The sequence below is a fragment of the Enterobacter sp. BRE11 genome (assembly GCF_031844285.1).
In the GTDB taxonomy this organism is placed as follows: Bacteria; Pseudomonadota; Gammaproteobacteria; order Enterobacterales; family Enterobacteriaceae; genus Pantoea.
Genome location: NZ_JAUZUX010000002.1, coordinates 326,012 through 352,997 on the forward strand (window position 1 = coordinate 326,012; position 26,986 = coordinate 352,997).

Genomic DNA, 26,986 nt, shown 5'->3' on the forward strand with positions numbered 1-26,986 from the left:
GTGTCTTGTTTTTTTGGATGGAGGTTTTCAAAAAAGTTAATTAACCCTGAAAAATATTAACCTTCCCAGCCACATAAACTACACGCCCAGGCATTTAAGTTTTGATTGCAATAATTGCTTTTACTGATGTATGAAAGATATTGCTAGCGAACTAATCGCTAATTTAGATCAATTTTGAAAAGGGAGTTTTATATGGCCGGATTCAATTATGGCGGACAAGGGGATGGTACGAACTGGAGTTCAGAAAGGGGCGGCCCTGCTCCAGGTGGCGGTAGCAAAGGAAATGCCGGAAATCGAGATAATGCGGGTTCAGGGGGAAGCAGTAGCAGAGGTAGTAACCCTCAGCTTCAATCTTATACAGTAATTTCATCAATCGTTGGACAGGCTGCAGCGCAAGCTGCAGGCATGCAACCTGGTTTGTATTTTGGCTATATTGTAGATGACTATGGTAATGTAGTCGGACAATTTCCTGTTGGAACAGATGATGCTAATGGTCAGGATCTTGGTTCTCTGTCAGCACGTGGAAATAACGGCGGCATTCGTAAGGACGCACCATTGCAAGGACCTGGCCCAGGTTACACTGGAGACCAGTCTGAAGCCCGCATTGCGCGATTGAAGGAGACTATCCGCAAAAATTATACATTAGCGCATAGCACTCAAAGTGGAAATCGCATTTATAAAGCCAGGCAAGACACTCTAAAAGCGCAACGAGAACTGGCATCAATTAATTATTCACGCCAGCAAAAAGCGCAAGAAGCCCTGGATCTGCAAGACGGCATCAAGCTGGTTGCTGATTTCTACAGTGAACTTACTGGTAAATATGGGCAACAAGCAGCTGCACTTGCTCAGGAGCTTGCAGAACAGGCTAAGGGCAAAACAATCCGCAATGTTGACAACGCGCTGGTTGCCTATGATAGATACCGCTCATATTTAGGCGCAAAATTTAGCGCAGCAGACAGGGCTGCAATCCTTAATGCCCTTAACTCCGTGGATATGGCACGAATGGCGTCTCAGCTATCTAAAATGTTGGTTATTATGGCAAAGCAACAGATGCATATGGTGTTTTCCAGGAGGTTAAAAGAGGGTTTGAGACTGATAACTGGCGCCCTGCATTAGTCAAAATCGAAGCGCTCACTGCTGGAAAAGTTGCCAGTGCTGTTACTGCATTCGCTTTTTCCTCAATCTTTGGTTTGCCATTAGGTATTATAGGTTTTGCTTTGATAATGGCATTAGTGGGAGCGCTGGTAAATGAACAACTTATAGAAACAATCAATGGGCGTTTAGGTATTTAATACCCCAAAGCAAGCACAACAGGCTGAACAGTGTTCAGCCTTTCTTAAGAAAAGGAATCGCCCCTAAGGAGAGGGGTATTGCAAAGAAAAAACAGAAGACCCAATAGAGTGCAACCAATCCATTTTTACCTATATCGTCTTTAAAAAAACCTCGGTGCCAGAAATTTTCTTCCGTAAATTTCAGGGCGACATTCTCTACAGCAAATCTTGCAAATGGAAACGCTAACCACGATAGAAATGCAAATCCCATCCAAAGCTGATTTACGGGATCATATGGATTCTCATAACATCCTTGAACGATAGCTAAAACGCCAATTAACCCAATAAGCAAATTGACAAAATAATATTTTAGTTTCATTTTCTCCTCCTGAAAATTTCCTTTAAACTTCAGCAAGCGTCTGACTAAATCAACTAAACAATTGACGTTATTATACACAGGATAATTAAAGCGACATCAACTTTGAGTGAATTCATCTTTAGGTAATGCCACCTACCCATACACCAAAATAGTTATTCACCACCGGGAGTATGAGCTTACAAAGGATCCGCAGGTGCAATTTGTTCATCATGCAAAAAGGTAAGGCGTGCAAAAGCCGCACTGCCCTCTATCCAGTACAGGAGAACTCTGAACATCGCGATAAAACGTGCTGGCATTCGCCGCCGTAATCCGTACCATACGCGGCATACTTTTGCCTGCTGGCGATGCTGAATAGCAGGATGGCGCGCCGAAGCGCTGCGCGTTATCTGCCCTCTTTTGGTTGCTGAGATATAATTTAATGCAAGAAAATCAATCGGTTGACAAGAAAGAACAGTACAACCTCAACAAACTCCAGAAGCGCCTGCGCCGCAACGTCGGCGCCGCTATCGCCGACTACAACATGATTGAAGAGGGCGACCGCATTATGGTCTGCCTGTCAGGCGGCAAAGACAGCTATACGCTGCTGGAGATCCTGCGCAATCTGCAGCAGAGCGCGCCGGTTAATTTCTCCCTGGTGGCGGTCAACCTCGACCAGAAACAGCCGGGCTTCCCGGGGCATATCCTGCCGGAATATCTGGAATCGCTGGGCGTCGAATACAAAATCGTCGAGGAAGACACCTACTCCATCGTCAAAGAGAAAATCCCGGAAGGCAAAACCACCTGCTCGCTCTGTTCGCGCCTGCGCCGCGGCATTCTCTATCGTACCGCCACCGAGCTGGGCTGCACGAAAATCGCGCTGGGCCACCATCGCGACGACATTATGCAGACGCTGTTGTTGAACATGTTCTATGGCGGGAAAATGAAAGGCATGCCGCCGAAGCTGATGAGCGACGACGGCAAGCATATTGTTATCCGCCCGCTGGCCTACTGCCGGGAAAAAGATATCGTACGCTTCTCTGAGGCGCGCAAGTTCCCGATTATCCCGTGTAACCTCTGCGGATCGCAGCCAAACCTGCAGCGCCAGGTGATCGGCGATATGCTGCGCGACTGGGACAAGCGCTATCCGGGACGGCTTGAGACGATGTTCAGCGCGATGCAAAACGTTGTGCCGTCACACCTGGCGGATACCGCGCTGTTCGATTTTAAAGGCATCCAGCACGGCGATGCGGTAGTGGACGGCGGCGATCTCGCTTTTGACCGCGAAACGCTGCCGGTGCAGCCTGCTGGCTGGCAGGAAGAGGAGGATGCGACGCCGACGGTACGCCTTGACGTGCTGCAGCTGCCCTAATTAACCGCCGAAGTAAAAAAGGCGCGCTGTTCAGTCAGCGCGCCTTTTTTTTACCTGTGCGGCTCGGGATCGAGGATGGGCGGATAACCGGGTTCTGGCTGCGGATCCGGTTGCGGACTCGGCGGCGGCTGCGGCATGGGATCGGGGATTGGGACGGGATCGGTAGGAATCGGATCGCTGGCGAAAATGGATGTCATACCCTGCTCCTCTGTGGTCGTTGTCCTTTAAGCATAGGTATAACTCAGCCGCAGGGGCAAAAAAAAGCCGGCGGATAAGGCCGGCGTATCGAATTAATATGTGCTATGCAGCAATTCTAAAAAGGAAGTAAGACAATATGGAGCGCAACGCCCATCGCTTGACGTTGCATTCACCTGCGGGACTGAGTTTGCCGCTGTTGCCCGGGAAGGTTATTGACCTCGATCAGCTTTTTTTCCCTTTTTGCCTCTTGCCGCGCATTATTCCCCTGCCCTTAACCTCAGCAACTATTTGATTACATTATCGTCACAGCCAGTGCCGCCGTCTTAGCCACCAGGCGACGCCGACAATCATGATCAGCAGCAGCAGGCAGAACATGCTAAAGCCAAAATGCCAGTTGGCGCCTGGAATGCCGCCGAGGTTAACGCCAAACAGCCCGGTCAAAAACGTCGTCGGCAGAAAGATCATCGCCAGCAGCGACATGGTATAGGTGCGGCGGTTCATCGCCTCCGCCATCTGCGAGGCGACCTCATCGGCCAGTACGGCGGTGCGCGCCACGCCAGCGTCGAGATCGTCCAGCCCGCGCCCTAGCCTGTCGGAGACCTCCTGCATACGGCGACGGTCGCTGTCATCCATCCACGGCAGCTTCTCGCTGGCGAGGCGCGAATAGACGTCGCGCTGCGGCGTCATATAGCGCCGCATCACGATCAGCTGCTTGCGCAGCAGCGACAGTTCGCCGCGCGCCGGCACGCGCTGGTCCAGCAGCGCATCCTCCAGCACGATAATTTTGTCGTGCAGCTCTTCGATAAATTCGCTGGCGTGATCGGTCAGCGCGTCGCAGATATCCACCAGCCAGCTGCCGCCATCTTCCGGCCCGTTGCCGTTTTGCAGATCGGTCAGCACCGCATCCACCGCATAGACCTTGCGGCGGCGCGTCGACACGATCAGCTTGTCGTTGATAAAGACCCGCATCGCCACCAGCTGCTCCGGCCGGGAGTCGGCGTTGTGGTTGACGCTGCGCAGCACGATCATAAAGCCGTCACCCAGCCGGCTGACGCGTGGCCGCATGCTGTCACCCGCCAGCGCGTCGCGCACCGTGTCGGGGATCAGCGGCGTAGACTGCAGCCAGTCGGCGCTCTCGCGATGGGTATAGTTAAGATGCAGCCAGCAGGGACGCTCGCAGTGGATGACGTCCTTATCTTCAATGGGGATCACGCCGCCCTTGCCATCAAGCTGGCAGGCGATTATGGCGTCGGATACCTGCAACGCTTTGCCTTCAATGACGTTCACTCACTTGCCTCACTAAAAAAATCAATACGATACAGTCTAGCGCGGCGCGGTTGAGTTGCAATCATCAGGCTGTGAGCAAAGATGTCTGCAGGCGGCCTGCCTGGCAGGCCGCCTCGGGCTTAGTGTTTTTCGATCCACAGTTCGCGGCTGTAGGCGACATCTTCAGGGTTGTTGATGGGATAGCCTTTCACCCACGGCTTGATCAGACGGCCGTTGGTGTACTGGTAGATCGGCGCGATCGGCGCCTGGTCCGCCAGAATCTGCTCCGCCTTGTTGTAGTCGCTGTTGCGCGCCTCAGCCTGGGTTTCGCCGCTCGCTCTGGCGAGCACCGCGTCGTAGTCGGCGTTGCTGAAGCGCGCGATATTACTGCTGTTGCCGCTGGTCAGCAGGCTGAGAAAGGTAGAGGGCTCATTGTAATCGCCCACCCAGGAGGCGCGGATCACGTCGAAATTGCCGCTGTTGCGGCTGTCGATATAGGTCTTCCACTCCTGATTCTGTAGCGTCACCTGAACGCCCAGGTTCTTCTTCCACATCGACGCGACGGCGATAGCGATTTTCTGATGGCTTTCCGAGGTGTTGTAGAGCAGCGTCAGGTGCAGCGGTCGGTCGGGGCCGTAGCCAGCGGCGGCCAGCAGCGCCTTCGCCTGAGCGTTAAGCTCCTGCTGGCTGTGCTGCTCGATATAGGACTGCGCGGGCTTGAAGCCTGCGGTCACGTCGGGGGTAAAGCGCCAGGCGGGCTTCTCGCCGGTGCCCAGCACTTTTTCCGCAATGATGCGGCGGTCGATGCTCCACGACAGCGCCTTGCGCACGCGCGCATCCGCCGTGGCGCCCTTTTGGGTGTTGAAAGCGTAGTAATAGGTGCCGAGCTGGTCAGGTGTATAGACCTCGCCCGGCAGCGTTTTTTTCAGCTGCGCATACAGGTTTTTTGGGAATGATTCGGTGATGTCGATATCGCCTGCCCGGTAGCGCTTGGTTGCGCTCGACTCTTCGTTGATGGGGATAAAGGTCACTTTGGTCAGCACCGAATGCGCGTCGTCCCAGTAGGCGGGATTGCGCGTCAGCACGATTTTCTCATTTACCATGCGCGACTCCAGCTGATAGGCGCCGTTGCCCACCAGCTTGCCGGACATGGTCCAGCCGTCGCCCGCGCTGGCGATAACGCGCTGCGGCACCGGGTAGAGCGCCACGTTGGCCGCCAGCGCCGGGAACCAGGGCACCGGCCGATCGAGCGTCACTTTGAGGTGCTGCGCGTCGACGGCGCTGACGCCGAGCCGATTCGTTGGCATCTCGCCTTTGGTTATCGCCGCGGCGTTGCTGATGCCCGCCAGCCCGGCGAACCAGGCAAAAGGCGAACTGTTTTTCGGCTCGACCAGACGCTGCCAGCTATAGACAAAATCCTGCGCCGTCACCGGCTCGCCGTTGGACCATTTCGCGTTGTTGCGCAGCGTAAAGATCCAGGTTTTATTGTCGCTGCTGCTCCAGCTTTCAGCCACGCCTGGCACGATATTGCCCTGCGCATCCTGGTTGGTCAGCCCTTCGAAAAGATCGCGGATCACCTGAATTTCCGGCAGGCCGACCGCTTTCATCGGATCGAGCGAGGCGGGCTCATCTTTGATATGGCGGACGATCTCCTGCCGGGCGGCCAGCTGCGCGCCAGCCGGCAGCTGCGCCGCCAGCGTCGGCGTCGCGACAGCGGCGAGGATCAGCGCCATCAGCGTCTTGCGAAATGTGCTTTTCATCTTCACTCCCTTACCCTAATGAAGCGCTGCGCAACGCACTGCAAGGCGCAGCATGACCCGGGCACTGTAGCGCAAATGGCTGAAGGATAAATAGCGATTTTCCGCACGCATCTTTTCCGCTACTTTGTCTGAAGAGGGCATTACAGGAGAAAGCCGATGACGGTGTTACATCCGCGACCGCGACGCGGCAAACTTGAGATTCCATACCAGCGCTACGGCGACAGCGTGCTGGGCGCGCCGCTGCTCTGGTTTCCCGCACCGGCCGCCGATAGCGACAGCGGGCTGATCCTGGCGGGCACCCACGGTGATGAAAACGCCGCCGTCGCTACCCTGTCCGCCGCGATGCGCACGCTGCCGGACCGGCTGCGCCGTCATCACGTGGTGCTGGCGGTCAATCCGGACGGCTGTCAGCTGGGCCTGCGCGCCAACGCGCACGGCGTCGATCTCAACCGCAACTTTCCGGCGGCCAACTGGCAGAGCGGCGAGACGGTCTATCGCTGGAACAGCGCCGCTGAGGCGCGTGACGTGCTGCTCTCGACCGGCGATCGGCCCGGCTCGGAGCCGGAGACGCAGGCGCTGTGCGAGCTGATCCACGGGCTGAAGCCGCGCTGGGTGGTCTCCTGGCACGAGCCGCTGGCCTGTATCGACGATCCGCGCGGCAGCGCCCTCGGCCACTGGCTGGCGCAGCAGACCGCGCTGCCGCTGGTAGGCAGCGTCGGCTACGACACGCCCGGCTCGTTCGGCAGCTGGTGCAACGACCTCGGCCTGCCCTGCATTACCGCCGAGATGCCGGCCATTTCAGTAGATGAAGCGACAGAGCGCTATCTGGAGCCGATGATCAGCCTGCTGCGCTGGCAGCGATAACCACTTTGCCGCCGCTGACCTGAATGGCGGGCTCAACATCCACCGCCAGCCAGGTCGGCCCGTCGAGGTCGGCGAAGCGCGCCGCCGGTGCCAGCGGCAGCGCGGCATGAATCGCCCGCGAGGTGCAGATCATGCAGCCGAGCATCACCTCCAGCCCGAGCGCCTTCGCCTCTGCGGCCAGCGCCAGCGCTTCGGTCAGCCCGCCCGCTTTATCCAGCTTGATATTGACCATCTCATAGCGTCCCTGCAGCGCAGGCAGGCTGTCGCGGGTATGGCAGCTTTCGTCGGCGCAGATCGGCAGCGGATGGATAAAGTTCGCCAGCGCCGCATCCTGTCCGGCGGGCAGCGGCTGCTCCAGCATCGCCACCTCCAGATCCGCCAGCAGCTGGCAGCGCGCCGCCAGCCCTTCCGCCTGCCAGGACTCATTGGCGTCGACAATCAGCGTTGCCTGCGGCACCGCCGTGCGGATCGCCACCAGCCGCTCGGTGATAAAGGCGTCGTCCAGCTTGATTTTCAGCAGCGTCGCGCCGTGCTGCCAGAGCGCCCGGGCGCTGCTCGCCATCGCTTCGGGGGTATCAATGCTGACGGTCTGCGCCGTCACCACCTGCGCAGGCGCCGCGACGCCGCTCAGCGCCCAGAGATCCTGGCGCTGCTGGCGGCTCTGCAGATCCCATAGCGCGCTGTCGATAGCGTTGCGCGCCGCGCCAGCCGGCATCGCCATCTGAAGAGCCTCGCGCGTCATGCCCTGCTGTAGCGTCGGCAGGATCCCGGCAATCTGCGCCAGCACCGAGGCTTCGGTTTCGCCATAGCGGGCATAGGGCGTCGCCTCGCCGGTGCCTTTGATGCCATCCTCTTCAATCTCCACCACCACCACTTTCGCTTCGGTGCGGCTGCCGCGGGCGATGACGAAAGGGGTATGCAGCGGCCAGGATTCGGGATAGCTTTTTACCGTTCTCATACTCTCTCCATGTCATTCGATAACTGCGCGTCGTCTCGGATAATCTGCGTTTTCCGCTCGTAACTCTTTTCCAGGTATGTCATAAACCTTTTTTTCGCATCATACTTAGCTGCAGTCCGTTATCTGACGTTTAAGGAATCGTTATGTCTCACACTGTTCATTTTCAGGGCAACCCGGTTGAGGTTGCTGGTCACTTTCCCCAGGCAGGCGAGCAGGCGAAAGCCTTTTCGCTGGTGGCGAAAAACCTCGCCGACGTGTCGCTCTCTGAGTATGCAGGAAAACGCAAGGTTCTGAATATTTTTCCCAGCGTCGACACCGGCGTCTGCGCCGCCTCGGTGCGCCGCTTTAACCAGCTGGCCAGCGATCTGACCAATACGGTGGTGCTCTGCGTCTCCGCCGATCTGCCGTTTGCGCAGTCGCGCTTTTGCGGCGCCGACAACCTGAACAACGTCGTGACGCTCTCGACGCTGCGCGGCGCGGAATTCAAACAGGATTATGGCGTGGCGATTGCTGCTGGCGCGCTGGCGGGCCTGACGGCGCGCGCGGTGGTGGTGCTGGATGAGCATGACAAGGTGCTGTACAGCCAGCTGGTCGATGAGATCACCACGGAACCCGATTATGACGCGGCGCTGGCCGTACTGAAGTAGCGTTACCCCCGGCGGCGGTTAGCCGCCGTTTTTCTCCTTCTCCTCCTGCTCGCCGCGCCTCTGCCCTAACCCATACTCACGCAGCTTGTTGGCAATAGCCGTATGCGAGACGCCCAGCCGTTTCGCCAGCTTACGGGTGCTGGGATAGGAGAGATAAAGCCGGGTGAGCACGGAACGCTCGAAGCGGCTGGTGATCTCGTCGAGCGTGCCCTCCATCGCCTCTTCGCCCAGCGAGGCGTCCAGCGCCTGTTCAGGCAGCACGATATCCTGCGGGCGCAGCTCATGGCCCTCCAGCTGCGTCAGCGCGCGATAGAGCGCGTTCTTCAGCTGGCGGACGTTGCCCGGCCAGTTGTAGCGCGTCAGCAGGCCGTTAAGCTGCGGCGAGAGGCGCGGACGCGGAATGCCCTGCTCGTCGGCAAAGCGCGCCACAAACATCTCGGTCAGCGGCAGAATGTCGAGCGGGCGCTCGCGCAGCGGCGGCAGATGCAGCGTCAGCACGTTCAGACGATAAAAGAGATCTTCGCGGAACTCGCCGCGCTGCACCAGCTCGATCAGGTTCTTCTGGGTGGCGCAGATGACGCGCACGTCGACATGCACCTCATGCTCCTCCCCGACGCGGCGGAAAGTGCCGTCGTTAAGAAAGCGCAGCAGCTTGGTCTGCATGCGCGGCGACATTTCGCCGATCTCGTCAAGCAGCACCGAGCCGCCGTTGGCCTGCTCGAAGAAGCCCTTTTTCCCTTCGAGGGCGTTGGGATAGGCGCCAGCGGCATGGCCGAACAGCTCGCTCTCCGCGACGTCGTCCGGCAGCGAGGCGCAGTTAAGCGCCAGGAACGGCTTCTTGCCGCGCGCGCTGCGCAGGTGGCAGGCGCGCGCCAGCATATCTTTGCCGGTGCCGGTATCGCCGACGATCAGCAGCGGCGCATCGTGCATCGCCAGCTTGCGCGCCTGATCGATCACCTGACGCATCTTCGGCGTTACGGCGATGATATGGTCAAACTCCGACTCGTCGGTGACCACCAGGTTTTGCAACTGACGCCCCATGCGGGCGGTGGATTTCAGCATCACCATGGCGCCGACCGGCTGATCGCCTGCGCCTTCGTCGGCGGTCAGGTAGATAGGACGCGCCTCCATCAGGAAGTCGCGGCCGTCGATCACCACATGCTGCGCCTGCGCCTCGACGCGGTCGCTCTCCAGCCAGCGCTGAAAGTTAAAGCCGCTGATCAGGTTGCCCGCGCTGTGGTTGCGAATTTTTTGCTCGTCAAGATCGAACAGGTTCTGCGCGGCCGGGTTGGCCAGCTCGACTTTGCTTTTCAAATCAATCGAAAAAACCGGCTCCGGCATGGCGACCAGCAGCGCGCTCAGGGCGCGGTGCTCCCGCTCCGACGGCATATAGGCGACGGTGCGCACGTCGGTCACGCCGGGGGTGCGGCGGATCTCCGCCATCAGGCTGCTGAACTGGTCGAATTCAAGCGCAGAGAAGTTAAGGTAAATACGGCCGAGCGCCGCGATTTCAATGCCGCGTAAATCGATGTTGCGGGCGACCAGCAGATCGAGCAGCTCGCGCGCCAGACCGATGCGGTCCTGGCAGAAGACTTCAAGACGCATTGCGATGGCCTTAGTCAGGTGAAGAATCGGGAGATAATACGCTAACTTGCGGCAGGTCTGAAGAGGCGTGGAAGCAAAAGTTGACAGGTGTGTTCATCCTGCGGTGCGCGCCGCGCCAGCGGCGGCGCACCAGCAGGAAAAGGCGCTTAGCCTTCGCGTTTCGCGCCGCTTTTCGGCAGCGTCTCTTTAAGCTGGCTGATAAGATCGCGGCGGAAGTCGCCCAGCCGCGGCTTATCCTCCTCCAGCCAGGGCAGCGGACGGCACAGCTCCATCGCCTTGATGCCGAGCCGCGCGGTGAGCAGACCGGCGCCGATGCCCTGCGCGGCGCGCGCGGAGAGCCGGGCGGCGATATCCTGCGACATCCAGTCCATGCCGACTTCGCGCACCAGCTCCGACGCGCCAGCGAACGCCATATTCAGCAGCACCAGCCGGAAGAGCCGCAGCCGACTGAAATAGCCCAGCTCAATGCCGTAGATGGCGGCGATGCGGTTGACCAACCGCAGGTTGCGCCAGGCGATAAACGCCATATCCACCAGCGCCAGCGGGCTGACGGCGATCATCAGCGTTGACTCGGCGGCGTGACGGCCGATTTCGCGCCGCGCCTGGCGGTCCTGCACCGGCTGCACCAGCTGCGCGTAGAGCGTGACGGTTTCGCGGTCGTTCTGGGTTTCATGCAGCGAAGCGTGCCAGCGCTGCAGCGCCGGATGCGCCTGGTCCAGACCCGCCTGCTGCGCCAGTTTTTCGCAGAAGGCGCGCCCTTTGCCGACGCTATGGCTGTGCAGCAGCTCGCGTCCGACGTCGCGCGTTTCGGCGCGGGCGCGCAGCTTATAGAGGCGGCGCCACTCGCTGGTCAGCGCGCCGACGCCAGCGATCACAATCAAGGCGCCCGCCGCGCCGCTGCCGAGCGCAAACCAGTCGCGCGTCAGCCAGGCGTCGTGCATCCACTGGACGCTGTTTGCCGCGACGCTGACGGCGAACAGCGCCACACCTGCGCCGATCAGCCGACGCCACAGGCTGCGCTTCGGCCGCAGCGCCTGCTCCACCGCCCGCTCGCCTGCGCCCTCTTCTGCCACCTCGTCAGCCTGCTCGTCGAGGGCGAGAAACGCCTGGCGCGCCTCGCCCTCGAACGCCTGCGCCGGACGCAGCGCGGGCTCGCGCGGGGCGTCCAGCGGGCGGGCGAAATCGATACGCGGCTTAAGTTGTTCATCGTTCATCGCAGCTTGTCTCCTAATAAAAATTCCAGCGCGGCGTCCATGCGGATATGGGGCAGCGGTCGATCGATATCGAGCGGCTGCGGCCGGAACTGTTCAAACTGAAACCCCTGCTGCTGCCAGAAGGCGTGGCCAGGCAGGCGCGGCGGCACTTCGCCTGGATAGAAGGTCAGCGCCTCGCCGTCCGCCAGCCGCTCGCCGCGCAGCGCCGGGATCTTTTCACCGCGGTGATCCACCAGCCCGCTCTGGGTCGCCTGCACTGACGCCAGGCCGACGCAATCCATGCTGATGCCCTCAAAGGCGGCGTTTTGCCACGCGTCCTGCACCAGCTGCTGCAGCAGCGACACCATATTGGCGTGCTGATCGGCGGTGATATGGTCCGCTTTGGTGGCGGCGAACAGCAGTCTGTCGATCACCGGCGAAAAGAGCCGGCGGAACAGAGTGCGCTGTCCGTAGTGGAAACTCTGCATCAGCTGCGTCAGCGCCAGCCGCATGTCGTTAAACGCCTGCGGGCCGCTGTTCAACGGCTGCAGGCAGTCCACCAGCACGATCTGGCGGTCGAAGCGCAGGAAGTGATTGCGGTAAAAGTCCTTCACCACGTGCTGACAGTAGTAGCGAAAGCGCTGCTGCAGCATGGCGAAGTTGCTGCCTTTATCAGCCTGCGCCAGCTTGCCGCGTTCCGCCTCGTCCGCCAGCGGCCAGGGGAAAAACTGCAGCGCGGGCGCGCCCGCCATCTCGCCCGGCAGCACAAAGCGCCCCGGCTGGATAAAGTGCAGCCCTTCGGCCTTGCAGCGGTGCAGGTAGTCGGTCCAGGCGGCGGCGATGGCGGCCAGCCGGTTTTCATCGGCGGGCGCAAAGGGATCGAGCGACGCGCAGAGTTCGCGCCACGGCTGCGCCCACTGGGCGCGATCGCCCTGTAACAGCCCGACCATCTGCCGCGACCAGTCGAGATAATCCTGCGCCAGCATCGGCAGATCGAGCAGCCATTCGCCGGGATAGTCGACGATTTCCAGATAAAGCGTGGCGCTCTCTTTGAAGTGGCGCAGCAGCGAATCCTGCGAGCGGTAGCGCAGCGCCAGCCGCATTTCGCTGACGCCGCGCGTCGGCGTCGGCCAGGCGGGCGGCGTGCCGTAAAGCTGCGCCAGCCCTTCGTCGTAGGTGAAGCGCGCCGTGCCCATATCGCGCTGCGGAATGCGCTTCACGCCCAGCAGGCGTTCGTCGCGCACCACGGAAAAGAGCGGCAGCCGCGCGCCGCTGTGCACGTTAAGCAGCTGGTTGACCAGTGAGGTGATAAAGGCGGTTTTCCCGCTGCGGCTCAGGCCGGTGACCGCCAGGCGCAGATGACGATCCGCGCCGCGGTTGAGGAGTGACAGTAGTTCAGACTTGTTTATCATCTTTTTCCCTGATGAAGCGCGCCGCCGCCCGCTTCATCACGCGCTGCAGCAACGGCTCCAGCGCCAGGGAAAGCAGAATGCGCAGCGGGCGACGCGCCACCGATTTGACCGCCCAGCCGGTCAGTCCGGCCGGTCCATAGCTCACGGCATTGATAATGATGAATTTCCCGACCGACTTCAACGCGGGGGTCGCGCGGCGGCGAAAAGAGGACGTGCGTGAATATAACAAAGTATACCTCCGGTTGACGGGGATAACGGGGCCGAAGCGGCCCCGTTCAGGGAAAGTCAGAGCTGGCGAAAGCGGCTGCGCACGCTGAAGGTTTCAGAGGTGACGTAGCGTTCGATCTCGCGCACGCTGTACTCATCGCGCCGCAGCGCGCTTTCCAGCCGGTCGAGCAGTTCGCCGGCGTTGGGCTTCGCCGCGCCCTCTTCGGCATCCGCCGGTTTTACCTCAAGCACGAACCCCAGAATGAAGTAGGCGCAGAGGGTAATCGCGAACAGGCCGAAGAACAGCGACAGCACCACGATAACGCGCAGCAGCCGCACCGGGATATCCAGGTACTCCGCCACGCCGGCGCAGACGCCCATCAGCTTCCCTTCCTCCGGCTTGCGCCACAGCTTGCGTTTGATCATGGCTGCCTCCAGTTGGGATGCTCGGCGTCGAGAATAGACTCCAGCGCATGGATGCGGTCGCGCATACGTTCTGCATCCTGCGTCAGCTGCTGCAGGCGCTGAAGATCGCCTGCCGACAGTTCATTGCCGCTGCGGCGATTGCTGTAGTGCAGCCATAACCAGATCGGCGCGACAAACAGCACGAAAATGGTCAGCGGTATAGCGAGAAAAAGTGCGCTCATTGACTCTCCTTAATCACTCTCGCAGATCAAATAGTGTTATTCGCTACGGTTCAGTTTGGCTTTCAGCGCTTCCAGCTGCTGGCTGATTTCGTCATCGGCCTGCAGATCGGCGAACTGCGCGTCCAGCGATTTCGACTTGCCGAAACGCTGACTTTCCGCCTCCGCCTCCATATGGTCGATGCGGCGCTCAAAAGATTCAAAGCGCGCCATGGCTTCATCCAGCTTGCCGCTGTCGAGCTGACGACGCGCGTCGCGCGAGGAAGAAGCAGCCTGATGACGCAGGCTCAGCGCCTGCTGACGGGCGCGGGTTTCGCTCAGCTTTTTCTCCAGCTCGCCGATTTCGCCCTTCATGCGCTCCAGCGTCTCTTCGACATGGACCACTTCCTGCTGCAGCGAGGCGATCAGGTCGGTCAGCTTCTGTTTTTCGATCAGCGCCGCACGCGCCAGATCCTCTTTTTCTTTGCGCAGCGCCAGCTCCGCTTTTTCCTGCCATTCGGCCTGCTGGGTTTCCGCCTGTTCGATGCGGCGGTTCAGCTGTTTTTTCTCCGCCAGCGCGCGCGCCGAGGTGGAGCGCACTTCAATCAGCGTGTCTTCCATTTCCTGAATCATCAGGCGTACCAGTTTCTGCGGATCTTCCGCACGCTCCAGCAGCGAATTGATGTTGGCGTTAACGATGTCGGCGAAACGAGAAAAAATACCCATAATGATGTTCCTCTTTGATTATGTTGGTGCGCGATGCGCTGATTGTTATATTCAAAAGGCGTGCCAGTTTTTATATAGCTGATTTTTATGACTATTTATATTTTACAGCGTTGTGCAGGTCGCGTAAGGTAGTGAAATTGATTAAGAGGTGGTGAATTTCATCATGGCAGACAGCAACGATAACCTGTTAGGCGAATCCAATAACTTTCTCGAAGTCCTCGAACAGGTCTCCATGCTGGCGCCGCTGGAGAAGCCGGTGCTGGTGGTGGGCGAGCGCGGCACCGGCAAAGAGCTGATCGCCAGCCGCCTGCATTACCTCTCCGACCGCTGGCAGGGCCCCTTTATTTCGCTTAACTGCGCCGCGCTGAACGAAAACCTGCTCGACTCCGAGCTGTTCGGCCATGAGGCGGGCGCCTTTACCGGCGCGCAGAAGCGCCATCTGGGCCGCTTCGAGCGGGCGGATGGCGGCACGCTGTTTCTCGACGAGCTGGCGACCGCGCCGATGCTGGTGCAGGAGAAGCTGCTGCGCGTTATCGAGTATGGCCAGCTGGAGCGCGTCGGCGGCAATCACGCGCTGCAGGTTAACGTGCGGCTGGTGTGCGCCACCAACGAGGATCTGCCCGCGCTGGCGGCGGCGGGGAAATTCCGCGCCGATCTGCTCGACCGCCTCGCCTTTGACGTGGTGCAGCTGCCGCCTTTGCGCGAGCGGCGCAGCGATATTCTGGTGATGGCGGAGCATTTCGCTATTCAGATGTGCCGCGAGCTAGGCCTGCCGCTGTTTCCGGGCTTTACGCCCGAGGCGCAGGAGACGCTGCTGGCGTATCAGTGGCCGGGCAACGTGCGCGAGCTGAAAAACGTGGTGGAGCGTTCGGTTTACCGTCATCACAGCAGCGACGAGCCGCTGGACCGGATTATTATCAATCCCTTTGCGCCGCGCGCGCAGCCCGTGACCGCTGCGCCGGACGCCTCCTTAAGTGCCCTGCCCGCTCTGCCGCTCGATCTGCGCCTGTGGCAGAACCAGCAGGAGCGCGCGCTGGTGGAAGCCAGCCTGCAGCAGGCGAAATATAACCAGCGCCGCGCCGCGGAGCTGCTGGGCGTGACCTATCATCAGCTACGAGCGATAGTGAAGAAGCACGGGATAGAATAGGCGTGATGGTATCCAGCATTCCATTTCAAACGCGTCGTCAGTCGCCAGAAGCGGGCGTCGGGCTGTTGGTCTGCGGACCATCTGCGAACCTGTTTGTTGACCTGGTATGCGACCTGAAGGCCAAAGGGGGTGAAAAGTATCTCTGCTCGCTGGGCATCGGTGCAGTCTGGACCGAACAGGGCGTACAGAGGCATACGTTTCTCTGCCGCCGCTATGTAGAAACAGGCCGGACGCTGGAGATAAGCCGCTTGTCTGGTGTCGGTTACTCGCAGGTCAGGGTAGCGGTGAGGTTGGAGGAATATTTACCGCCCGGTACGTCGTTGTCGGCGTGTAGTCGTAGAGGGATATCCGTTTGGGTAGCGGCGCTGACCCAGTGACCTGAACTGTCTATCTCGCTGCTGTCTGTGGGCTTAACCTGCAATCCAGATTGACCTCCCAGATGCAAGGTCCCGTCGCTTTGCAAGTCAGTGCTTGTCAATGTCACCGTACCGATTACATCTCCGTTTTTCTGTATCGTGAGCGTTTCATTTACACTGTTCCCGGCATCTATATGGCCAAAGTCCACATCTGCCACCGTTGCGTGGCACGCCTTCGAACTGTCCAGAATGACCCTCCCAAAGGTTTCGGATTCCCCGCAAGGACCGGCATCGGAGTTGCATTTGTACCCTCCGATGGTGGACGCATCGAGTACAGTTGACGTATTGGCAATCGTTACATTTGTGAGTGAGCAAACAGTCTCCGTGTCATTATGGATGGGTGTTATTTGTCTCCAAGAGCTAATTGGATACGCCTCACCATCACTGCAAATCCAACTCCCTTTGATTGTGAACGCTTTCTCCGACACAAAGTCTTCGTTGCGTTGTGGTTCGTCTTGATCCCAGTCTTGGGTACACAGACCTACAGCAATGCCGTACGTATGCGCGGGAACGGTGAGGGAACCAGTAACGTGTACACCGAAGTATTGCATATTATCTAAGGATGCACAGAGACAGCTACAGGGAATCGATATACAGAAGATGAGAAGTAGGAGGTTTTTCACAGTTTGACCACTCGGTTGTCATTCGGTAAGTACGGGCGTCACTTGTGCCGACACACTGCCAGCATACTTTCCGCCCACGTTGTCCACCGCGCCTCGTACGCCCGCACCCGCTCAGAGGCCGCCGCGTGTGACAGACCTCTTCGCCGGGCCCGCTCATAAAGCCGCACGCGCCGTTCGCGGTGGTTGTTCAGTGCCCGGGGCGCGATGGCGGCCCCGTCTGGTGCAAACCAGATACCCAGCCAGTCGAAGCCGCTGGATAACCGTCCGGTCTGCGTTTTGTCCGGGTGACGTTCAAAGCCGCCCGCATGAAAATAGCCTGCCAGCCGGGCAATTCCCCGCCGCAGATGCCACCACGTCCGGGTGAACAGCAGAAAGTCATCCATGTAGCGCACATAATAAAAGTCCTCTTCGTTCAGGCTGGCGAAGTCGCCGTCGATATGGCGCAGTAGAGCCGCCCCGCTCAGTGCGGGGTCAGGGTCAGGGTCAGGGCCCCCTCGTGGCTGCCGGTATTATAGGCGGTGTGGCTCGTCAGCGGGTTAATGCCCGCGTAGAGCACCAGCGTCTTCCCGGCTTTGACCGTCGTCGTACTTTTGGTATGGTTATTACTTTCTGTCCAGTCGCCCCCAACCCCGCCTGCGACCTGGTCCAGCGAAATCCTTGCGTTGATATCATTCAGAACGACATTGGGACTGCTGATTAAAACTGACGAGACATCCCCTGTGACATCGACATCGTAATCACAGCTTGAATTGTCGATGGTGGCGACCTTGCTGGGGTAATAGCTTTCTCCGCTTTCCGCCGCATTCTCCTTCAGGCCAGAACTGGGCTTCACCTCGACCTCATACTTCGTCGTGGTAATCACCGGCCGGCAGGTGACGAGCGTTGCCGTCACGGTCACTCCGGCGGAGGTGCCTCCGCCGTCACGGGCCTGGGCGCTGCCCGACAGGAGGGGCAGCAGACTGAGTAAAAGCGACGCGGCTACACCTCTCGGTATGTGAATCGTTACGAAATTATTCATAGTCCATCGTCAGGGTAATGGGCGCTGAAAACTCACCGCTCGTGGTTTTGTCAGCTACCTTTTCCAGGGTGGCTTTAAATTTCATCTCTACTGCGTTATCAGTGAGCGGATAAGTGACCGAGGTGCTTGCGTCCGGCTTAAGGCGGGTGTCTTCATTCGGTCCCCCCTCAAGATGAACGGCGAAGCCGACTGCGCCATTGACTGTATTGCCAAACTCCGTGGTTGCTGTCGGGTGAGCTTTGCCTTTTGCCGTCACCTTTACTTTTTTTACGTCAGTGCAGTCCGTCAGGCCCAGCGTGAACTCGGTGGTTTTCAGGTCTCCTTTGGCAGCAGAGGCGGCATCAATCGTACCCAGCTTGATGTTTGTTTTATTCGGGTCATCCGTCCAGTCCGCCGTGCAGGTGCGGTTAACGATGGTAGCGGTGATGGTAATATTGGCGGTGTCTCCAGCCTGTACCCCTGCCGTCCACAAAAGAGTCAGCAGAGGTGAAAGCACACACGCCGCTTTTACATTGTTTCGTTTAAACACAGATGGCCCTCCGCCCTGTCTTTTTCGGCCAGCACACCGGCGGCGTTCTGTCGCCGGTGCCTTACCGTTCCGGTTCGTTTTACTCGTAGGTCATGTAGAGCGTGGCCTCGCCGCTGGCTGGCCCCTGGCCCACCGTATCGGCCGTCGCCACAAACTCGGCCATAAACGGCATCGTCAGCTTCGTATCGTAAACAGCCGGGGTGCTGCCGCTGGCCGGGGTAACGACCGGCATGGCATATTCGACTGCGGTGGTGGCATCATTCGGCGTCATTACCGTCTGCTTGTCTCCGCCCAGCAGCACGAAGCCGACGCCCGTGGCCGCGCCGCTTTCCGTGCTCGTGTTGGCAAAAGCCTGCGCGTAGCTGGCGTCCGCCGTGCCGCCCGCCTGAACGGTGACGCCCTGAACGCCGGCGCACTCCGTCAGGCTGAGAGAGAACGGCAGAGCCGAGCCGACGCTGCCGGTGCCCTTCAGGGCAGCAACGGATACGTTTTTGAAGTCCACCGTGACGGCGTCAGTGGCTTTCCACGAGGGGGTACAGGTCTGCGCCGTCACCGTCGCCTTAAACTTCACATCCGCCTGAGCCGGGTTCGTTGTGGCCGTACTTCCGCCGCCGCTCCCGGCATGCGCCCCCCATGACGCCGCCAGCAGCGCGGCCGCGACGGCGCAGGCAGAACCGTTTTTTTTCAGGTTGAAAGTCATACCGTTTTCCTTATCTCTGTTGTTTATGGATGATGAACACATGCGGCATCCGCCGCGGATAAAATCGATCTCTGGCGCTGGCATCGCGCCGACCTTCAGCGGCAAACCGCCTGCACCTGAACCACTGGATCCCTGAGCACCTTCACCGGCAGGCTGTAGTGCACCGTGCAGTGCTGGTCGGCGTCCTCTCCCCACTTCGCCTTCAGGATGCCCTTCAGCGGCAAGCCGGTCAGCCACACCTGGCCGCCGTCACCGACCAGTCCGCTGCCGCCGCCCACCGCGCTGACCGGTGTGCCGAAGGGCAGCGGCGCACCGTTATGCAGCAGCGTCATCAGCGCGTGAATGCCCGTGTGGGCGGTGAATTCTGCCCGAACCACCGCCCCGCGCGTCGGCACCACGTGGGTAACGGCGTTGTCGATATCCGTGTGGTCGTCCAGCCGACTGACGTCCAGCGCTACCCGGTTCTCGCGATAGGGTCCGGCATAGGGCACCACCGTGTAGCCGCGCCAGTCGGTATGGATACCGGTGCCGTTCTCCACCGGCACCTCTGCGGCGCCTGGCGCGGCAATCAGCACGCTGGTCTCGCCCAGCGGCTGACTCAGCGTCAGACCACCGCTGTGCAGCAGCGCGCCGCCCGACAGCCCGTAGCGCACCTGCCGGTAGTCGTGGCTGTAGCCGTACCCAAGCGAAGCGCTGCCTGCGCCACCCTCATAGCCCAGGCTGACATCCCCGCTGGTGCCAGTGCCCTGCCCGTAGGCCTGCGTGACGCTCCAGTTAAGGTTGTCGTCCTTCAGCGCCGTTCCGCTGAGGCCGGCCTGGTGGGTAACGTGCCCGCCCGCGCTCTGTCCGGCGCTGTAGGTCGCCATCAGCTGATGGCTGTGCTCCGTGACGCCCTCATGTGACAGCAGCGCGTCCAGCGGCAGCGAGGCGGTGAGCCAGAGGGTCCGGTCGGCTCCGGGCTGACCGCTGACGTGGCTGTAGCCCCAGGAGAGGCTATAGCTGACCGGCCCCAGCGTGCTGCTGAAGCCAGCCTGCACCGTGTCGCTCTTTTCACTCTCCTGCCAGTAGGTTTCGTGTGTGCCCGTCACATAGAGCGAACCGAGCTTACCCAGCCGCTGGGAGAGGCTGATCTGAATGCGCTCGCGCCGGTTGTTATACAGGCTGTAGTGATCTGCCCAGTTGCGCTTTACCGGCCTGCCCGCAGCGTCAACCTCATCGTCGTCGTGCAGCCAGCCCGACATGCTTTTCAGGGCGGTTTCAGCCAGGGTGTGAAAGCCCTGCGTGGAGTAGCGGTAGCCGGCCAGCGTCACGGTGGTGCCGGTGGAGACCAATGAGCGGCCGTACATAAACCGCAAAGACTGCCCCTGATGCCGCGACCCGTCCGCAAGCGTGCTGTCGGCCTGGGTCACGTCGGCTGACACCGCGCCCCACTCGCCCATGCTGAGCCCGATTCCCGCCGCAAGCGCGCGATAGCTATTTGCCAGCTGGGCACCACCGTAGAGCGTGATGTTGTGAGGCAGTCCCCAGAGCACGGAGCCCTGAGCAAAGGACGGGGTGTCGTAGCGATCGCTGCCGCCGCGAAAGCGGCCTGCGGCCAGGTCATAGCGGACGTGCCCCTGGCGCTGCAGAACCGGCAGTGACGAATAGGGCACGGTAAAGGTGCGCTTCGTGCCGTCTGCCTCCGTGACGGTAACGTCCAGATCGCCCCCTGACGAAACCGGGTAGAGGTCACGGATAACGAACGCGCCGGGCGCCACAAAGGTGCGGTAAATCTCGTTGCCGTTCTGACGCACGCTGACCTGCGCATTGCTGTTTGCGATCCCCCGAATAACGGGCGCGTAGCCGCGCTGCGTGTCCGGGTACATATCGTCGTCGGTGGTGAGCCGCACGCCGCGCAGTGAGAGGGAATCAAACACTTCCCCGCTGGTGTAGTCGTCCCCCGCGGTGAACTCGCTACGCCAGGGGATAATCGCCCGCTGCAGGTAGGTGCGGAGATGCTGCCAGCGGCGCTGATCGCCGTAGCGGCTCTGGTTATCGCTCCAGGTGCTGTTGTCGCGCAGTCGCCACGCCCCCAGGTTCAGACCGCTGGTCAGATTGAGGTAGCGGCTGCGGCTGTCGCCGTAGCTCCCCTGGTTGTCGCTGCCGCTGAACTGGTAGCTCAGCAGCGCAGCGTTAATGCCGTTGTCCCACCGCTCCGGCGCTATCCAGCCGTGTGGGTGACTGAGCAGGGCCGCCTGGGGAACGCTGACGTCGAGACGCATTTTTTGAAAATCGAAGGCCGTAAAGGCCTGGGGGATGACCTTGCCCGGTGACACACACTGGCCGTCGGGCGTGGAGGCCAGTCCGGGAAAGGCTGCTACGTTCACGCCCATATCCGTCAGGTCGCGGCGAGTCAGGCAGGCGACCAGGCCAGTGCTGTCATGAATATCCTCCCGCTGGCCGTCGCCCGCCAGGGCGTCGAACCGCACGGTAGCGGCACGCAGAAAGGTCCCGTTCAGGTAGATATCCACCGGATAACTGCCCGGCGCCTGGGCGTGACCGCTCTCAAAGCGCGAGAGGTCCGCCACGGCGTGCGGGTCATCCGACAGCATGGCCGGATCAAAGTGCAGCCCGGCCAGCGCCTGGCTGCACAGAGAGAGCCCTATCAGAGTGAATAATGGTCGTAACCTGAAGAACATCTAACGTAATCCTGTCCACAACAAGAATCAGCTTCAGCTGACGAAGGCAGCTTTTAACCGCGTTAACGAATGGCCGCGGTAAGGGCTGGCGTGGTTGCGCCATAGTCGTTGATGGTCCGGTAGGAAACCGTGCCGCCGTGCCCCGCCGGAAGCGGATCGGATGCGCTGCCCATGGGCGGAACCATCACGTCCTTCAGCGCCTTGCCGCCTGAGCTTATCCCCGTCAGGGTGAGGTAGTACGGCGTGGGATTGCTGATGGCCAGCTCACCGCCCTGCTGATGAAATGCCAGCTGGGCCGGCGCCTGATCCGCCGCGGGCTTCAGCCCGGCTGGCCGGACAAACATCTTTATCCGGTTGGCGGTGGCGATATGCAGCACGGCGCTGTTGCTTGAGGAGTGACTGTCGTCGATTGACGGAATGGCCTTGGCCGTGAAGTAGTAAAGCGTTTCCCGGTCGGTCGGCAGCCCCCCGCCCGTGCGGATAAGCCGCAGGGTATTTTCATTTTTCGGGCCGCTCAGGTAGAGCGGCGGCGTGACGACAAAATCCGCGGTCTTATGCCCGGCCGCGTCTTCCACCCAGGACTGCACCAGAAAGGAGTCAGTCGCGGAAGAATTGCTTACCGACAGGCTCGCCTGTTTTGCATCCTGCGGGTAAACGATCCTGGTGCCCTGAATGGAGATGCCGCCGCCAGCCAGGGCTGGCAGACTCAGGCAGGCGCAGGCGCCAGTAAGAGCGGCCAGCGCGGTTTTTCTGAAGCTGAAATGAAACAACATGCTTTTACCTCATTTTTGATGAGTGAAACGGTTCTTGCCTGCCCTCAGGAAAAGTAAGGCGGCGTTTATGGGATAAATAAGGCTAAAACAGAAAGCGCAGGCAATATAAAAGCGATGCGCGATTTGCCCATCAACAAATAAGCAGAGACATCCTGCCGTCCGGGATAGTAATTGCAAACAGTTAAACCGAACATAAATAACACAGCCTGTTCGAGCCATCAAAAATGGAGTGTTCGAAGGCGCAAATCGAGCGGCATGATAATTAAATGCAACAGAACCCCTCGCCGGAAAAGCCATTAAAGCATTAAAAAAACAACGTGCAAGAATGAAAAGATTGTCGGTGCACTTTATTAACGATAGTGATTGAAAAGCGTTATATTCTCACCGTTTTAAATTTACTATTCATACAGAAAGCATTCACAAAAGAAAATATCGTTCTCATATGAGAATATCTAAAATTGCTGATTATTTTCCAGTTGAATATTCGTTAAGGCTCCCGCCTATAGCCTTCTGTCGCACCCAGGCAGATGTACTGACGTCGGCATCATTCGCCAGCCAGCATTGAAGGGGGCGGACTCTGCTTTCAGATGCGCCGCAAGAGAGGAGGGAGATGTCGAACAAGGGGGTGCCATGTTGAGAAACAAGCGTATCCTGACAGGTGGGTGTATCTCACTGCCGGTGGCGCGAATCAGCTGGAAGAAACAGGGGTAATGGCCTGTCTTTTATTCTTTCACTACGACGTTGTCAAATAGCTCACTTTTAGAAAAGCGGGTCTGATGCTGCATCAAGAATTTTTTCTGCACCTGGATATGACTAAAACGCCTGCGGTGCATCGCCTCCCATTTTTTATCCCGGAAATCGGTTAAGCGAAGCGCAAACTAAAGGCCCTGATGAGTGCCATACTCTTTACCGTCAATGCCTGTAGCGCGCATTTTTAGGGCTCAACTTATACTTATGATCAATTTTATGAAAAAAACCACAAGATTCAGGGTATCCGGCTCGCCTGCTCTTCGCGGCTTCGGGCTGGTGGCAATGGCGGTATTTGTGATGATAACAGGCTTTATATTAATTATTCATCACAGAGATAGCGTAAACAATGCACTTGAAACTGGCCAGTGCCTGGTGGACCAGGAAGTGAACGGTTTTTTCGAAATCCTGAGACATTTTCTACACCTGGCCTACCGCTGGATATTTAAAGCCTGCGGTTAACTAAAAAAAGAAGAGAACCTTTGCGCGGCTATATGAATAAAGAACTGAAAACGGGTGATAAAAGTTAAAATTGTTACCAGACCGATATAGCCCGCAAACAGGATGGCTAGCAAAATCAAAAATTCGTTATAAAGGCTGTTTTTATCCCTTTTACCCATGAGAAACCGCTACAGTCAGAACAGATTGAACAGATCTCTATCTTATCCTCTGTGCCTTAATGCAATGACAACGCGAAGAATATTCTGCCAAAAGCGGGTTAAACTGCTGCACGCTTCACCTGCTCTGCCCGAGTAACCTCCCCTGCTTGCTATTGGCCTTTCGAAGGGCGATAGCGCTAATCTCGGGAGAGACTGCGTAGCGCAGCGACACAGGTTCAGAGAGACAGAATATGACGCGCAAAAAAAAGCCCGCTTGCGCGGGCAACAATACTGGAAGCAATGTGAGCAATGTCGTGCTCTTCACCGGTAGAGCCACCGCTGAAGCGCAATGAAATAATAATCATTCTTGTTCTCACTTGTAAAGGTCTAATTGAGAATTTTTCTCATTACCCCAGTAAGGGTGGGCCTATCGCCTGCAACCTGGCGAAAATCCCCCCAGCCATGCCACCATATTTTGGGACATCGCCGCCTTTGCGATACACTCAGCCTATTGTCCGAACACCGTTGAGTTCTATGTCAAAACTAATCTCGTCGCTGATGCTTGTTCTCAGCCTGTTCAGCGCGTCTGCCTGGTCGGCAGAGAACCGCGATATTCGCCACAGCGGCTTCGTCTACTGCGTCAACGGCACGCTGAATAGCTTTAATCCGCAGATGGCGAGCAGCGGCCTTGCTGTCGATACCCTCGCCGCGCAGCTTTACGATCGTTTGCTGGATGTCGATCCCTACACCTATCGTCTGGTGCCCGACCTGGCCTCCTCCTGGGAAGTGCGCGATAACGGCGCGACCTACCGCTTCCATCTGCGCAGCAAGGTTTCTTTTCAGCACACCTCCTGGTTTACGCCGACGCGCGCAATGAACGCTGACGACGTGGTATTCAGCTTTGCCCGCATGTTCGATCGCAACCATCCGTGGCACAACGTTAATGGCGGCAGCTATCCCTACTTCGATAGCCTGCAGTTCGCCGATTCGGTGCAGAGCGTTAAAAAGCTCGACGGTCATACGGTGGAGATCCGGCTCAACAGCCCGGACGCCTCGTTTCTCTGGCATCTGGCCACCCACTACGCGCCGGTGCTGTCGGCGGAATATGCCGACCAGCTCACCCGCAGCGGCCGCCAGGAAGAGCTCGATCGTCAGCCGGTGGGGACTGGCCCTTACCAGCTCAGCGAATATCGCGCCGGACAGTATATTCGGCTGGCGCGCAATCCCGCCTACTGGAAAGGCGTGCCGCGCCTGCAGCAGGCGGTGATCGATATGGGCGCAGGCGGTACGGGCCGCCTCTCTAAGCTGCTGACGGGCGAATGCGACGTGCTCGCCTATCCCGCCGCCAGTCAGATCTCTATCCTGCGCGACGATCCCCGCCTGCGCATGACGCTGCGCCCCGGTATGAACATCGCCTATCTGGCGTTCAACACCCGCAAAGCGCCGCTGGACCGCCCGGAAGTGCGCCACGCGCTGGCGCTGGCGATTAACAACGAACGACTGATGGAGTCGATCTACTACGGCACGGCGGAAACCGCCGCCTCGGTGCTGCCGCGCGCCTCCTGGGCTTACGATAGCGAAGCGCGCGTCACCGAGTATGACCCGAAAAAAGCGCGCGCCATGCTGGAGGCGCTTGGCATTACCGATCTCCATTTGCGTCTGGTGGTGCCGTCCGCCTCGCAGGCATGGAACCCTAGCCCGCTGAAAACGGCGGAGTTGCTGCAGGCCGATCTGGCGCAGGTTGGCGTCAAGGTGAGCATCGCACCGGTAGAGGGCCGCTTTCAGGAAGCGCAGCTGATGGCGATGAACCACGACCTCACCCTCACCGGCTGGGCAACCGACAGTAACGATCCCGACAGTTTTTTCCGCCCGCTGCTGAGCTGCGCGGCGATTCGCTCGCAGACCAACTATGCGCACTGGTGCTCGCCCGGCTTTGATGAAGCGCTGCAGAAGGCGCTGCTGTCGCAGCAGCTGGCGGGCCGCATTGAGAACTATCACCTGGCACAGCAGATGCTGGCGCGCGATCTGCCGGTGCTGCCGCTCGCCTCTTCGCTGCGGTTGCAGGCCTACCGACACGATATTAAAGGTCTGGTGTTAAGTCCGTTCGGCAATACCTCTTTTGCCGGCGTCTACCGTGATGAGCGCGAGGAGCCATAAGTGATCATCTATATGTTGCGTCGCCTGTTATTGCTGGTGATTACCCTGTTTCTGCTGTCGCTGGTGGGCTTTAGCCTGAGCTACTTCACGCCCAACGCGCCGCTGGAAGGCGCTTCGCTGTTTGATGCGTGGTGGTTCTGGTTCAGCGGCATGCTGCAGTTTGATTTTGGCGTTTCCAGCACTAATGGTCAGGAGATCGGCCTGCAGCTGCGTGAGGTGTTCCCCGCCACGCTGGAGCTATGCGTGCTGGCGTTTGTGCTGGCGCTGCTGACCGGGATCCCGCTGGGTATTTGTGCCGGGGTGATGCGTAATAAGTGGCAGGATAAGGTGATTAGCGCGCTGGCGCTGCTCGGCTTCTCGATGCCGTTATTCTGGCTGGCGCTGCTGTTTACGCTGTTTTTCTCACTGACGCTCGGCTGGCTGCCGGTGTCCGGCCGTTTTGACCTGCTCTATCCGGTGCAAAATATTACCGGTCTTGCGCTGGTCGACGCCTGGCTGAGCCCGTCGCCGTGGCGTCATGAGATGCTGGTCAGCGTAATGACGCATATGCTTCTGCCGGTGATTGTGCTGGCGGTCGCGCCCGCTACCGAAGTGATCCGACTGCTGCGCGCCAGCACCAGTGAGGTGATGGATAAGAACTACGTGAAGGCAGCCGCCACACGCGGCCTGTCGCGCTTTACCGTAATCCGCCGCCACGTGCTGCATAATGCGCTGCCGCCGGTGATCCCGCGTCTGGGCCTGCAGTTTTCCACCATGCTGACGCTGGCGATGATTACCGAGATGGTGTTCAACTGGCCTGGCCTGGGCCGGTGGCTCATTAATGCGATTCGTCAGCAAGATTATGCGGCGATTTCCGCAGGCGTGATGGTGGTTGGCGGCCTGGTGATTCTGGTGAACGTGGTTTCCGATATTATTGGCGCGGCGATGAATCCGCTGAAGCATAAAGAGTGGTATGCGTTGCGGTAGGGAACAGTAGCGACACTTACTCAACGGATGGAGTGCTGTCGACGCGACTAAGCATCGGCGGTAACCATCTGTTTTAATATTGAATATTGATAAGCTGCACAGGATTTTTTAGGTTATTAATATGAATAAAAATCATACTGAGATAAGCAAATTTCTAAGCTATGTATTGCGTCATG

General features: G+C 59.0%; 26 protein-coding genes and 1 pseudogene. 9 read left to right on the plus strand and 18 right to left on the minus strand.

Going from position 1 to position 26,986, the window contains the following annotated elements; genetic code table 11:
• The first annotated feature begins 405 nt into the window (after positions 1 to 405).
• Together Q9R34_RS03705 and Q9R34_RS03710 are read left to right on the plus strand one after the other, a co-directional pair.
• Positions 406 to 1,116: a colicin-like pore-forming protein gene (locus Q9R34_RS03705; RefSeq protein WP_485892461.1), complete on the plus strand. Its 711-nt coding sequence runs from the start codon at positions 406 to 408 to the stop codon at positions 1,114 to 1,116.
• Positions 1,089 to 1,292 (plus strand): annotated as a pseudogene (locus tag Q9R34_RS03710) (colicin-like pore-forming protein); the annotation flags it as partial. The gene Q9R34_RS03705 and the pseudogene Q9R34_RS03710, both read left to right, overlap by 28 nt.
• 34 nt (positions 1,293 to 1,326) lie before the next feature.
• On the opposite strand, the gene Q9R34_RS03715 reads toward Q9R34_RS03710, so the two are convergent.
• A complete protein-coding gene (locus tag Q9R34_RS03715; protein ID WP_434125039.1) occupies positions 1,327 to 1,650 on the minus strand; it encodes a colicin E1 family microcin immunity protein in 324 nt (107 codons plus the stop codon).
• A gap of 418 nt (positions 1,651 to 2,068) precedes the next feature.
• Here Q9R34_RS03715 and ttcA point away from each other — a divergent pair, with 418 nt between their 5' ends.
• The gene (ttcA, locus tag Q9R34_RS03720) at positions 2,069 to 2,998 is read left to right on the plus strand and encodes a tRNA 2-thiocytidine(32) synthetase TtcA (RefSeq protein ID WP_485892439.1); all 930 of its coding nucleotides are present in this window, start codon (positions 2,069 to 2,071) and stop codon (positions 2,996 to 2,998) included.
• 501 nt (positions 2,999 to 3,499) lie between these two features.
• Here ttcA and zntB read toward each other — a convergent pair.
• Entirely contained in the window at positions 3,500 to 4,483 is a 984-nt protein-coding gene (zntB, locus tag Q9R34_RS03725) for a zinc transporter ZntB (RefSeq protein WP_434125043.1), read from the minus strand.
• A gap of 119 nt (positions 4,484 to 4,602) precedes the next feature.
• Complete coding sequence (locus Q9R34_RS03730) at positions 4,603 to 6,222, minus strand: peptide ABC transporter substrate-binding protein (protein WP_485892440.1); 1,620 nt, start codon at positions 6,220 to 6,222, stop codon at positions 4,603 to 4,605.
• 156 nt (positions 6,223 to 6,378) lie between these two features.
• Here Q9R34_RS03730 and mpaA point away from each other — a divergent pair, with 156 nt between their 5' ends.
• Complete coding sequence (gene mpaA / locus Q9R34_RS03735; protein ID WP_485892441.1) at positions 6,379 to 7,086, plus strand: murein tripeptide amidase MpaA; 708 nt, start codon at positions 6,379 to 6,381, stop codon at positions 7,084 to 7,086.
• Here the strand turns inward: mpaA and ycjG are convergent.
• The gene (gene ycjG, locus Q9R34_RS03740) at positions 7,061 to 8,044 is read right to left on the minus strand and encodes an L-Ala-D/L-Glu epimerase (protein WP_485892442.1); all 984 of its coding nucleotides are present in this window, start codon (positions 8,042 to 8,044) and stop codon (positions 7,061 to 7,063) included. The two genes, mpaA and ycjG, sit on opposite strands and share 26 nt — an antisense overlap.
• A gap of 143 nt (positions 8,045 to 8,187) precedes the next feature.
• Here ycjG and tpx point away from each other — a divergent pair, with 143 nt between their 5' ends.
• Positions 8,188 to 8,691, plus strand: a complete 504-nt coding sequence (gene tpx, locus Q9R34_RS03745; protein ID WP_434125047.1) for a thiol peroxidase — start codon at positions 8,188 to 8,190, stop codon at positions 8,689 to 8,691.
• Between the two features lie 18 nt (positions 8,692 to 8,709).
• Here the strand turns inward: tpx and tyrR are convergent, their stop codons facing one another.
• The 7 genes from tyrR to pspA all read right to left on the minus strand — a co-directional run bounded on the left by tyrR (position 8,710) and on the right by pspA (position 14,457).
• Positions 8,710 to 10,296: a transcriptional regulator TyrR gene (gene tyrR, locus Q9R34_RS03750; RefSeq protein WP_434125048.1), complete on the minus strand. Its 1,587-nt coding sequence runs from the start codon at positions 10,294 to 10,296 to the stop codon at positions 8,710 to 8,712.
• A 146-nt stretch (positions 10,297 to 10,442) separates the two neighbouring features.
• Positions 10,443 to 11,510 (minus strand): TIGR01620 family protein, encoded by a 1,068-nt coding sequence (locus Q9R34_RS03755; RefSeq protein ID WP_434125049.1) that lies wholly within the window; start codon positions 11,508 to 11,510, stop codon positions 10,443 to 10,445.
• Positions 11,507 to 12,901, minus strand: coding sequence for a YcjX family GTP-binding protein (locus Q9R34_RS03760; RefSeq protein ID WP_485892443.1), 1,395 nt, complete (start codon positions 12,899 to 12,901; stop codon positions 11,507 to 11,509). The genes Q9R34_RS03755 and Q9R34_RS03760 overlap by 4 nt, the downstream gene beginning before the upstream one ends.
• Positions 12,885 to 13,130 (minus strand): phage shock protein PspD, encoded by a 246-nt coding sequence (gene pspD, locus Q9R34_RS03765; RefSeq protein WP_033746947.1) that lies wholly within the window; start codon positions 13,128 to 13,130, stop codon positions 12,885 to 12,887. Before pspD ends, Q9R34_RS03760 begins: the two co-directional genes overlap by 17 nt.
• A gap of 56 nt (positions 13,131 to 13,186) precedes the next feature.
• Positions 13,187 to 13,534, minus strand: a complete 348-nt coding sequence (pspC, locus tag Q9R34_RS03770; protein WP_434125051.1) for an envelope stress response membrane protein PspC — start codon at positions 13,532 to 13,534, stop codon at positions 13,187 to 13,189.
• Positions 13,531 to 13,755 (minus strand): envelope stress response membrane protein PspB, encoded by a 225-nt coding sequence (pspB, locus tag Q9R34_RS03775; RefSeq protein ID WP_033746941.1) that lies wholly within the window; start codon positions 13,753 to 13,755, stop codon positions 13,531 to 13,533. Before pspB ends, pspC begins: the two co-directional genes overlap by 4 nt.
• Positions 13,756 to 13,791: 36 nt before the next feature.
• Positions 13,792 to 14,457: a phage shock protein PspA gene (gene pspA, locus Q9R34_RS03780; RefSeq protein ID WP_485892445.1), complete on the minus strand. Its 666-nt coding sequence runs from the start codon at positions 14,455 to 14,457 to the stop codon at positions 13,792 to 13,794.
• A gap of 163 nt (positions 14,458 to 14,620) precedes the next feature.
• On the opposite strand from pspA, the gene pspF reads away from it, so the two are divergent.
• Complete coding sequence (gene pspF / locus Q9R34_RS03785; protein ID WP_485892446.1) at positions 14,621 to 15,604, plus strand: phage shock protein operon transcriptional activator; 984 nt, start codon at positions 14,621 to 14,623, stop codon at positions 15,602 to 15,604.
• A 1,077-nt stretch (positions 15,605 to 16,681) separates the two neighbouring features.
• Here the strand turns inward: pspF and Q9R34_RS03790 are convergent.
• The 6 genes from Q9R34_RS03790 to Q9R34_RS03815 form a co-directional block, all read right to left on the minus strand.
• Entirely contained in the window at positions 16,682 to 17,035 is a 354-nt protein-coding gene (locus Q9R34_RS03790; protein WP_485892447.1) for a hypothetical protein, read from the minus strand.
• A 68-nt stretch (positions 17,036 to 17,103) separates the two neighbouring features.
• Positions 17,104 to 17,661 (minus strand): hypothetical protein, encoded by a 558-nt coding sequence (locus Q9R34_RS03795; RefSeq protein WP_485892448.1) that lies wholly within the window; start codon positions 17,659 to 17,661, stop codon positions 17,104 to 17,106.
• Complete coding sequence (locus tag Q9R34_RS03800) at positions 17,654 to 18,190, minus strand: fimbrial protein (protein ID WP_485892449.1); 537 nt, start codon at positions 18,188 to 18,190, stop codon at positions 17,654 to 17,656. The genes Q9R34_RS03795 and Q9R34_RS03800 overlap by 8 nt, the downstream gene beginning before the upstream one ends.
• Before the next feature lie 79 nt (positions 18,191 to 18,269).
• Positions 18,270 to 18,890, minus strand: a complete 621-nt coding sequence (locus tag Q9R34_RS03805) for a fimbrial protein (protein WP_485892451.1) — start codon at positions 18,888 to 18,890, stop codon at positions 18,270 to 18,272.
• A 95-nt stretch (positions 18,891 to 18,985) separates the two neighbouring features.
• A complete protein-coding gene (locus Q9R34_RS03810) occupies positions 18,986 to 21,568 on the minus strand; it encodes a fimbrial biogenesis usher protein (protein WP_485892452.1) in 2,583 nt (860 codons plus the stop codon).
• Between the two features lie 62 nt (positions 21,569 to 21,630).
• Complete coding sequence (locus tag Q9R34_RS03815) at positions 21,631 to 22,341, minus strand: fimbria/pilus periplasmic chaperone (RefSeq protein ID WP_485892453.1); 711 nt, start codon at positions 22,339 to 22,341, stop codon at positions 21,631 to 21,633.
• A 966-nt stretch (positions 22,342 to 23,307) separates the two neighbouring features.
• On the opposite strand from Q9R34_RS03815, the gene Q9R34_RS03820 reads away from it, so the two are divergent.
• The gene (locus tag Q9R34_RS03820) at positions 23,308 to 23,550 is read left to right on the plus strand and encodes a hypothetical protein (RefSeq protein ID WP_434125062.1); all 243 of its coding nucleotides are present in this window, start codon (positions 23,308 to 23,310) and stop codon (positions 23,548 to 23,550) included.
• Between the two features lie 373 nt (positions 23,551 to 23,923).
• Here Q9R34_RS03820 and Q9R34_RS03825 read toward each other — a convergent pair whose 3' ends face one another.
• On the minus strand, positions 23,924 to 24,052 hold the full coding sequence (locus tag Q9R34_RS03825; RefSeq protein WP_434125063.1) for a hypothetical protein: 129 nt from the start codon (positions 24,050 to 24,052) through the stop codon (positions 23,924 to 23,926).
• A gap of 169 nt (positions 24,053 to 24,221) precedes the next feature.
• Between Q9R34_RS03825 and sapA the strand changes: the two genes are divergently transcribed.
• Both sapA and sapB read left to right on the plus strand, forming a co-directional pair.
• A complete protein-coding gene (gene sapA, locus Q9R34_RS03830) occupies positions 24,222 to 25,844 on the plus strand; it encodes an ABC transporter substrate-binding protein SapA (protein WP_485892454.1) in 1,623 nt (540 codons plus the stop codon).
• Positions 25,845 to 26,810, plus strand: a complete 966-nt coding sequence (gene sapB, locus Q9R34_RS03835; RefSeq protein WP_434125065.1) for a putrescine export ABC transporter permease SapB — start codon at positions 25,845 to 25,847, stop codon at positions 26,808 to 26,810.
• Positions 26,811 to 26,986 lie beyond the last annotated feature (176 nt).

Excerpts from the sequence above, each read along its gene's own strand:
- Q9R34_RS03705 (WP_485892461.1), top strand. The coding sequence starts at position 406 with ATGCAACCTGGTTTGTATTTTGGCTATATTGTAGATGACTATGGTAAT.
- Q9R34_RS03715 (WP_434125039.1), bottom strand. The coding sequence starts at position 1,650 with ATGAAACTAAAATATTATTTTGTCAATTTGCTTATTGGGTTAATTGGC.
- ttcA (WP_485892439.1), top strand. The coding sequence starts at position 2,069 with ATGCAAGAAAATCAATCGGTTGACAAGAAAGAACAGTACAACCTCAAC.
- Q9R34_RS03730 (WP_485892440.1), bottom strand. The coding sequence starts at position 6,222 with ATGAAAAGCACATTTCGCAAGACGCTGATGGCGCTGATCCTCGCCGCT.
- mpaA (WP_485892441.1), top strand. The coding sequence starts at position 6,379 with ATGACGGTGTTACATCCGCGACCGCGACGCGGCAAACTTGAGATTCCA.
- ycjG (WP_485892442.1), bottom strand. The coding sequence starts at position 8,044 with ATGAGAACGGTAAAAAGCTATCCCGAATCCTGGCCGCTGCATACCCCT.
- tpx (WP_434125047.1), top strand. The coding sequence starts at position 8,188 with ATGTCTCACACTGTTCATTTTCAGGGCAACCCGGTTGAGGTTGCTGGT.
- tyrR (WP_434125048.1), bottom strand. The coding sequence starts at position 10,296 with ATGCGTCTTGAAGTCTTCTGCCAGGACCGCATCGGTCTGGCGCGCGAG.
- Q9R34_RS03755 (WP_434125049.1), bottom strand. The coding sequence starts at position 11,510 with ATGAACGATGAACAACTTAAGCCGCGTATCGATTTCGCCCGCCCGCTG.
- Q9R34_RS03760 (WP_485892443.1), bottom strand. The coding sequence starts at position 12,901 with ATGATAAACAAGTCTGAACTACTGTCACTCCTCAACCGCGGCGCGGAT.
- pspC (WP_434125051.1), bottom strand. The coding sequence starts at position 13,534 with ATGATCAAACGCAAGCTGTGGCGCAAGCCGGAGGAAGGGAAGCTGATG.
- pspB (WP_033746941.1), bottom strand. The coding sequence starts at position 13,755 with ATGAGCGCACTTTTTCTCGCTATACCGCTGACCATTTTCGTGCTGTTT.
- pspA (WP_485892445.1), bottom strand. The coding sequence starts at position 14,457 with ATGGGTATTTTTTCTCGTTTCGCCGACATCGTTAACGCCAACATCAAT.
- pspF (WP_485892446.1), top strand. The coding sequence starts at position 14,621 with ATGGCAGACAGCAACGATAACCTGTTAGGCGAATCCAATAACTTTCTC.
- Q9R34_RS03795 (WP_485892448.1), bottom strand. The coding sequence starts at position 17,661 with ATGAATAATTTCGTAACGATTCACATACCGAGAGGTGTAGCCGCGTCG.
- Q9R34_RS03805 (WP_485892451.1), bottom strand. The coding sequence starts at position 18,890 with ATGACTTTCAACCTGAAAAAAAACGGTTCTGCCTGCGCCGTCGCGGCC.
- Q9R34_RS03810 (WP_485892452.1), bottom strand. The coding sequence starts at position 21,568 with ATGTTCTTCAGGTTACGACCATTATTCACTCTGATAGGGCTCTCTCTG.
- Q9R34_RS03815 (WP_485892453.1), bottom strand. The coding sequence starts at position 22,341 with ATGTTGTTTCATTTCAGCTTCAGAAAAACCGCGCTGGCCGCTCTTACT.
- Q9R34_RS03820 (WP_434125062.1), top strand. The coding sequence starts at position 23,308 with ATGAAAAAAACCACAAGATTCAGGGTATCCGGCTCGCCTGCTCTTCGC.
- Q9R34_RS03825 (WP_434125063.1), bottom strand. The coding sequence starts at position 24,052 with ATGATTATTATTTCATTGCGCTTCAGCGGTGGCTCTACCGGTGAAGAG.
- sapA (WP_485892454.1), top strand. The coding sequence starts at position 24,222 with ATGTCAAAACTAATCTCGTCGCTGATGCTTGTTCTCAGCCTGTTCAGC.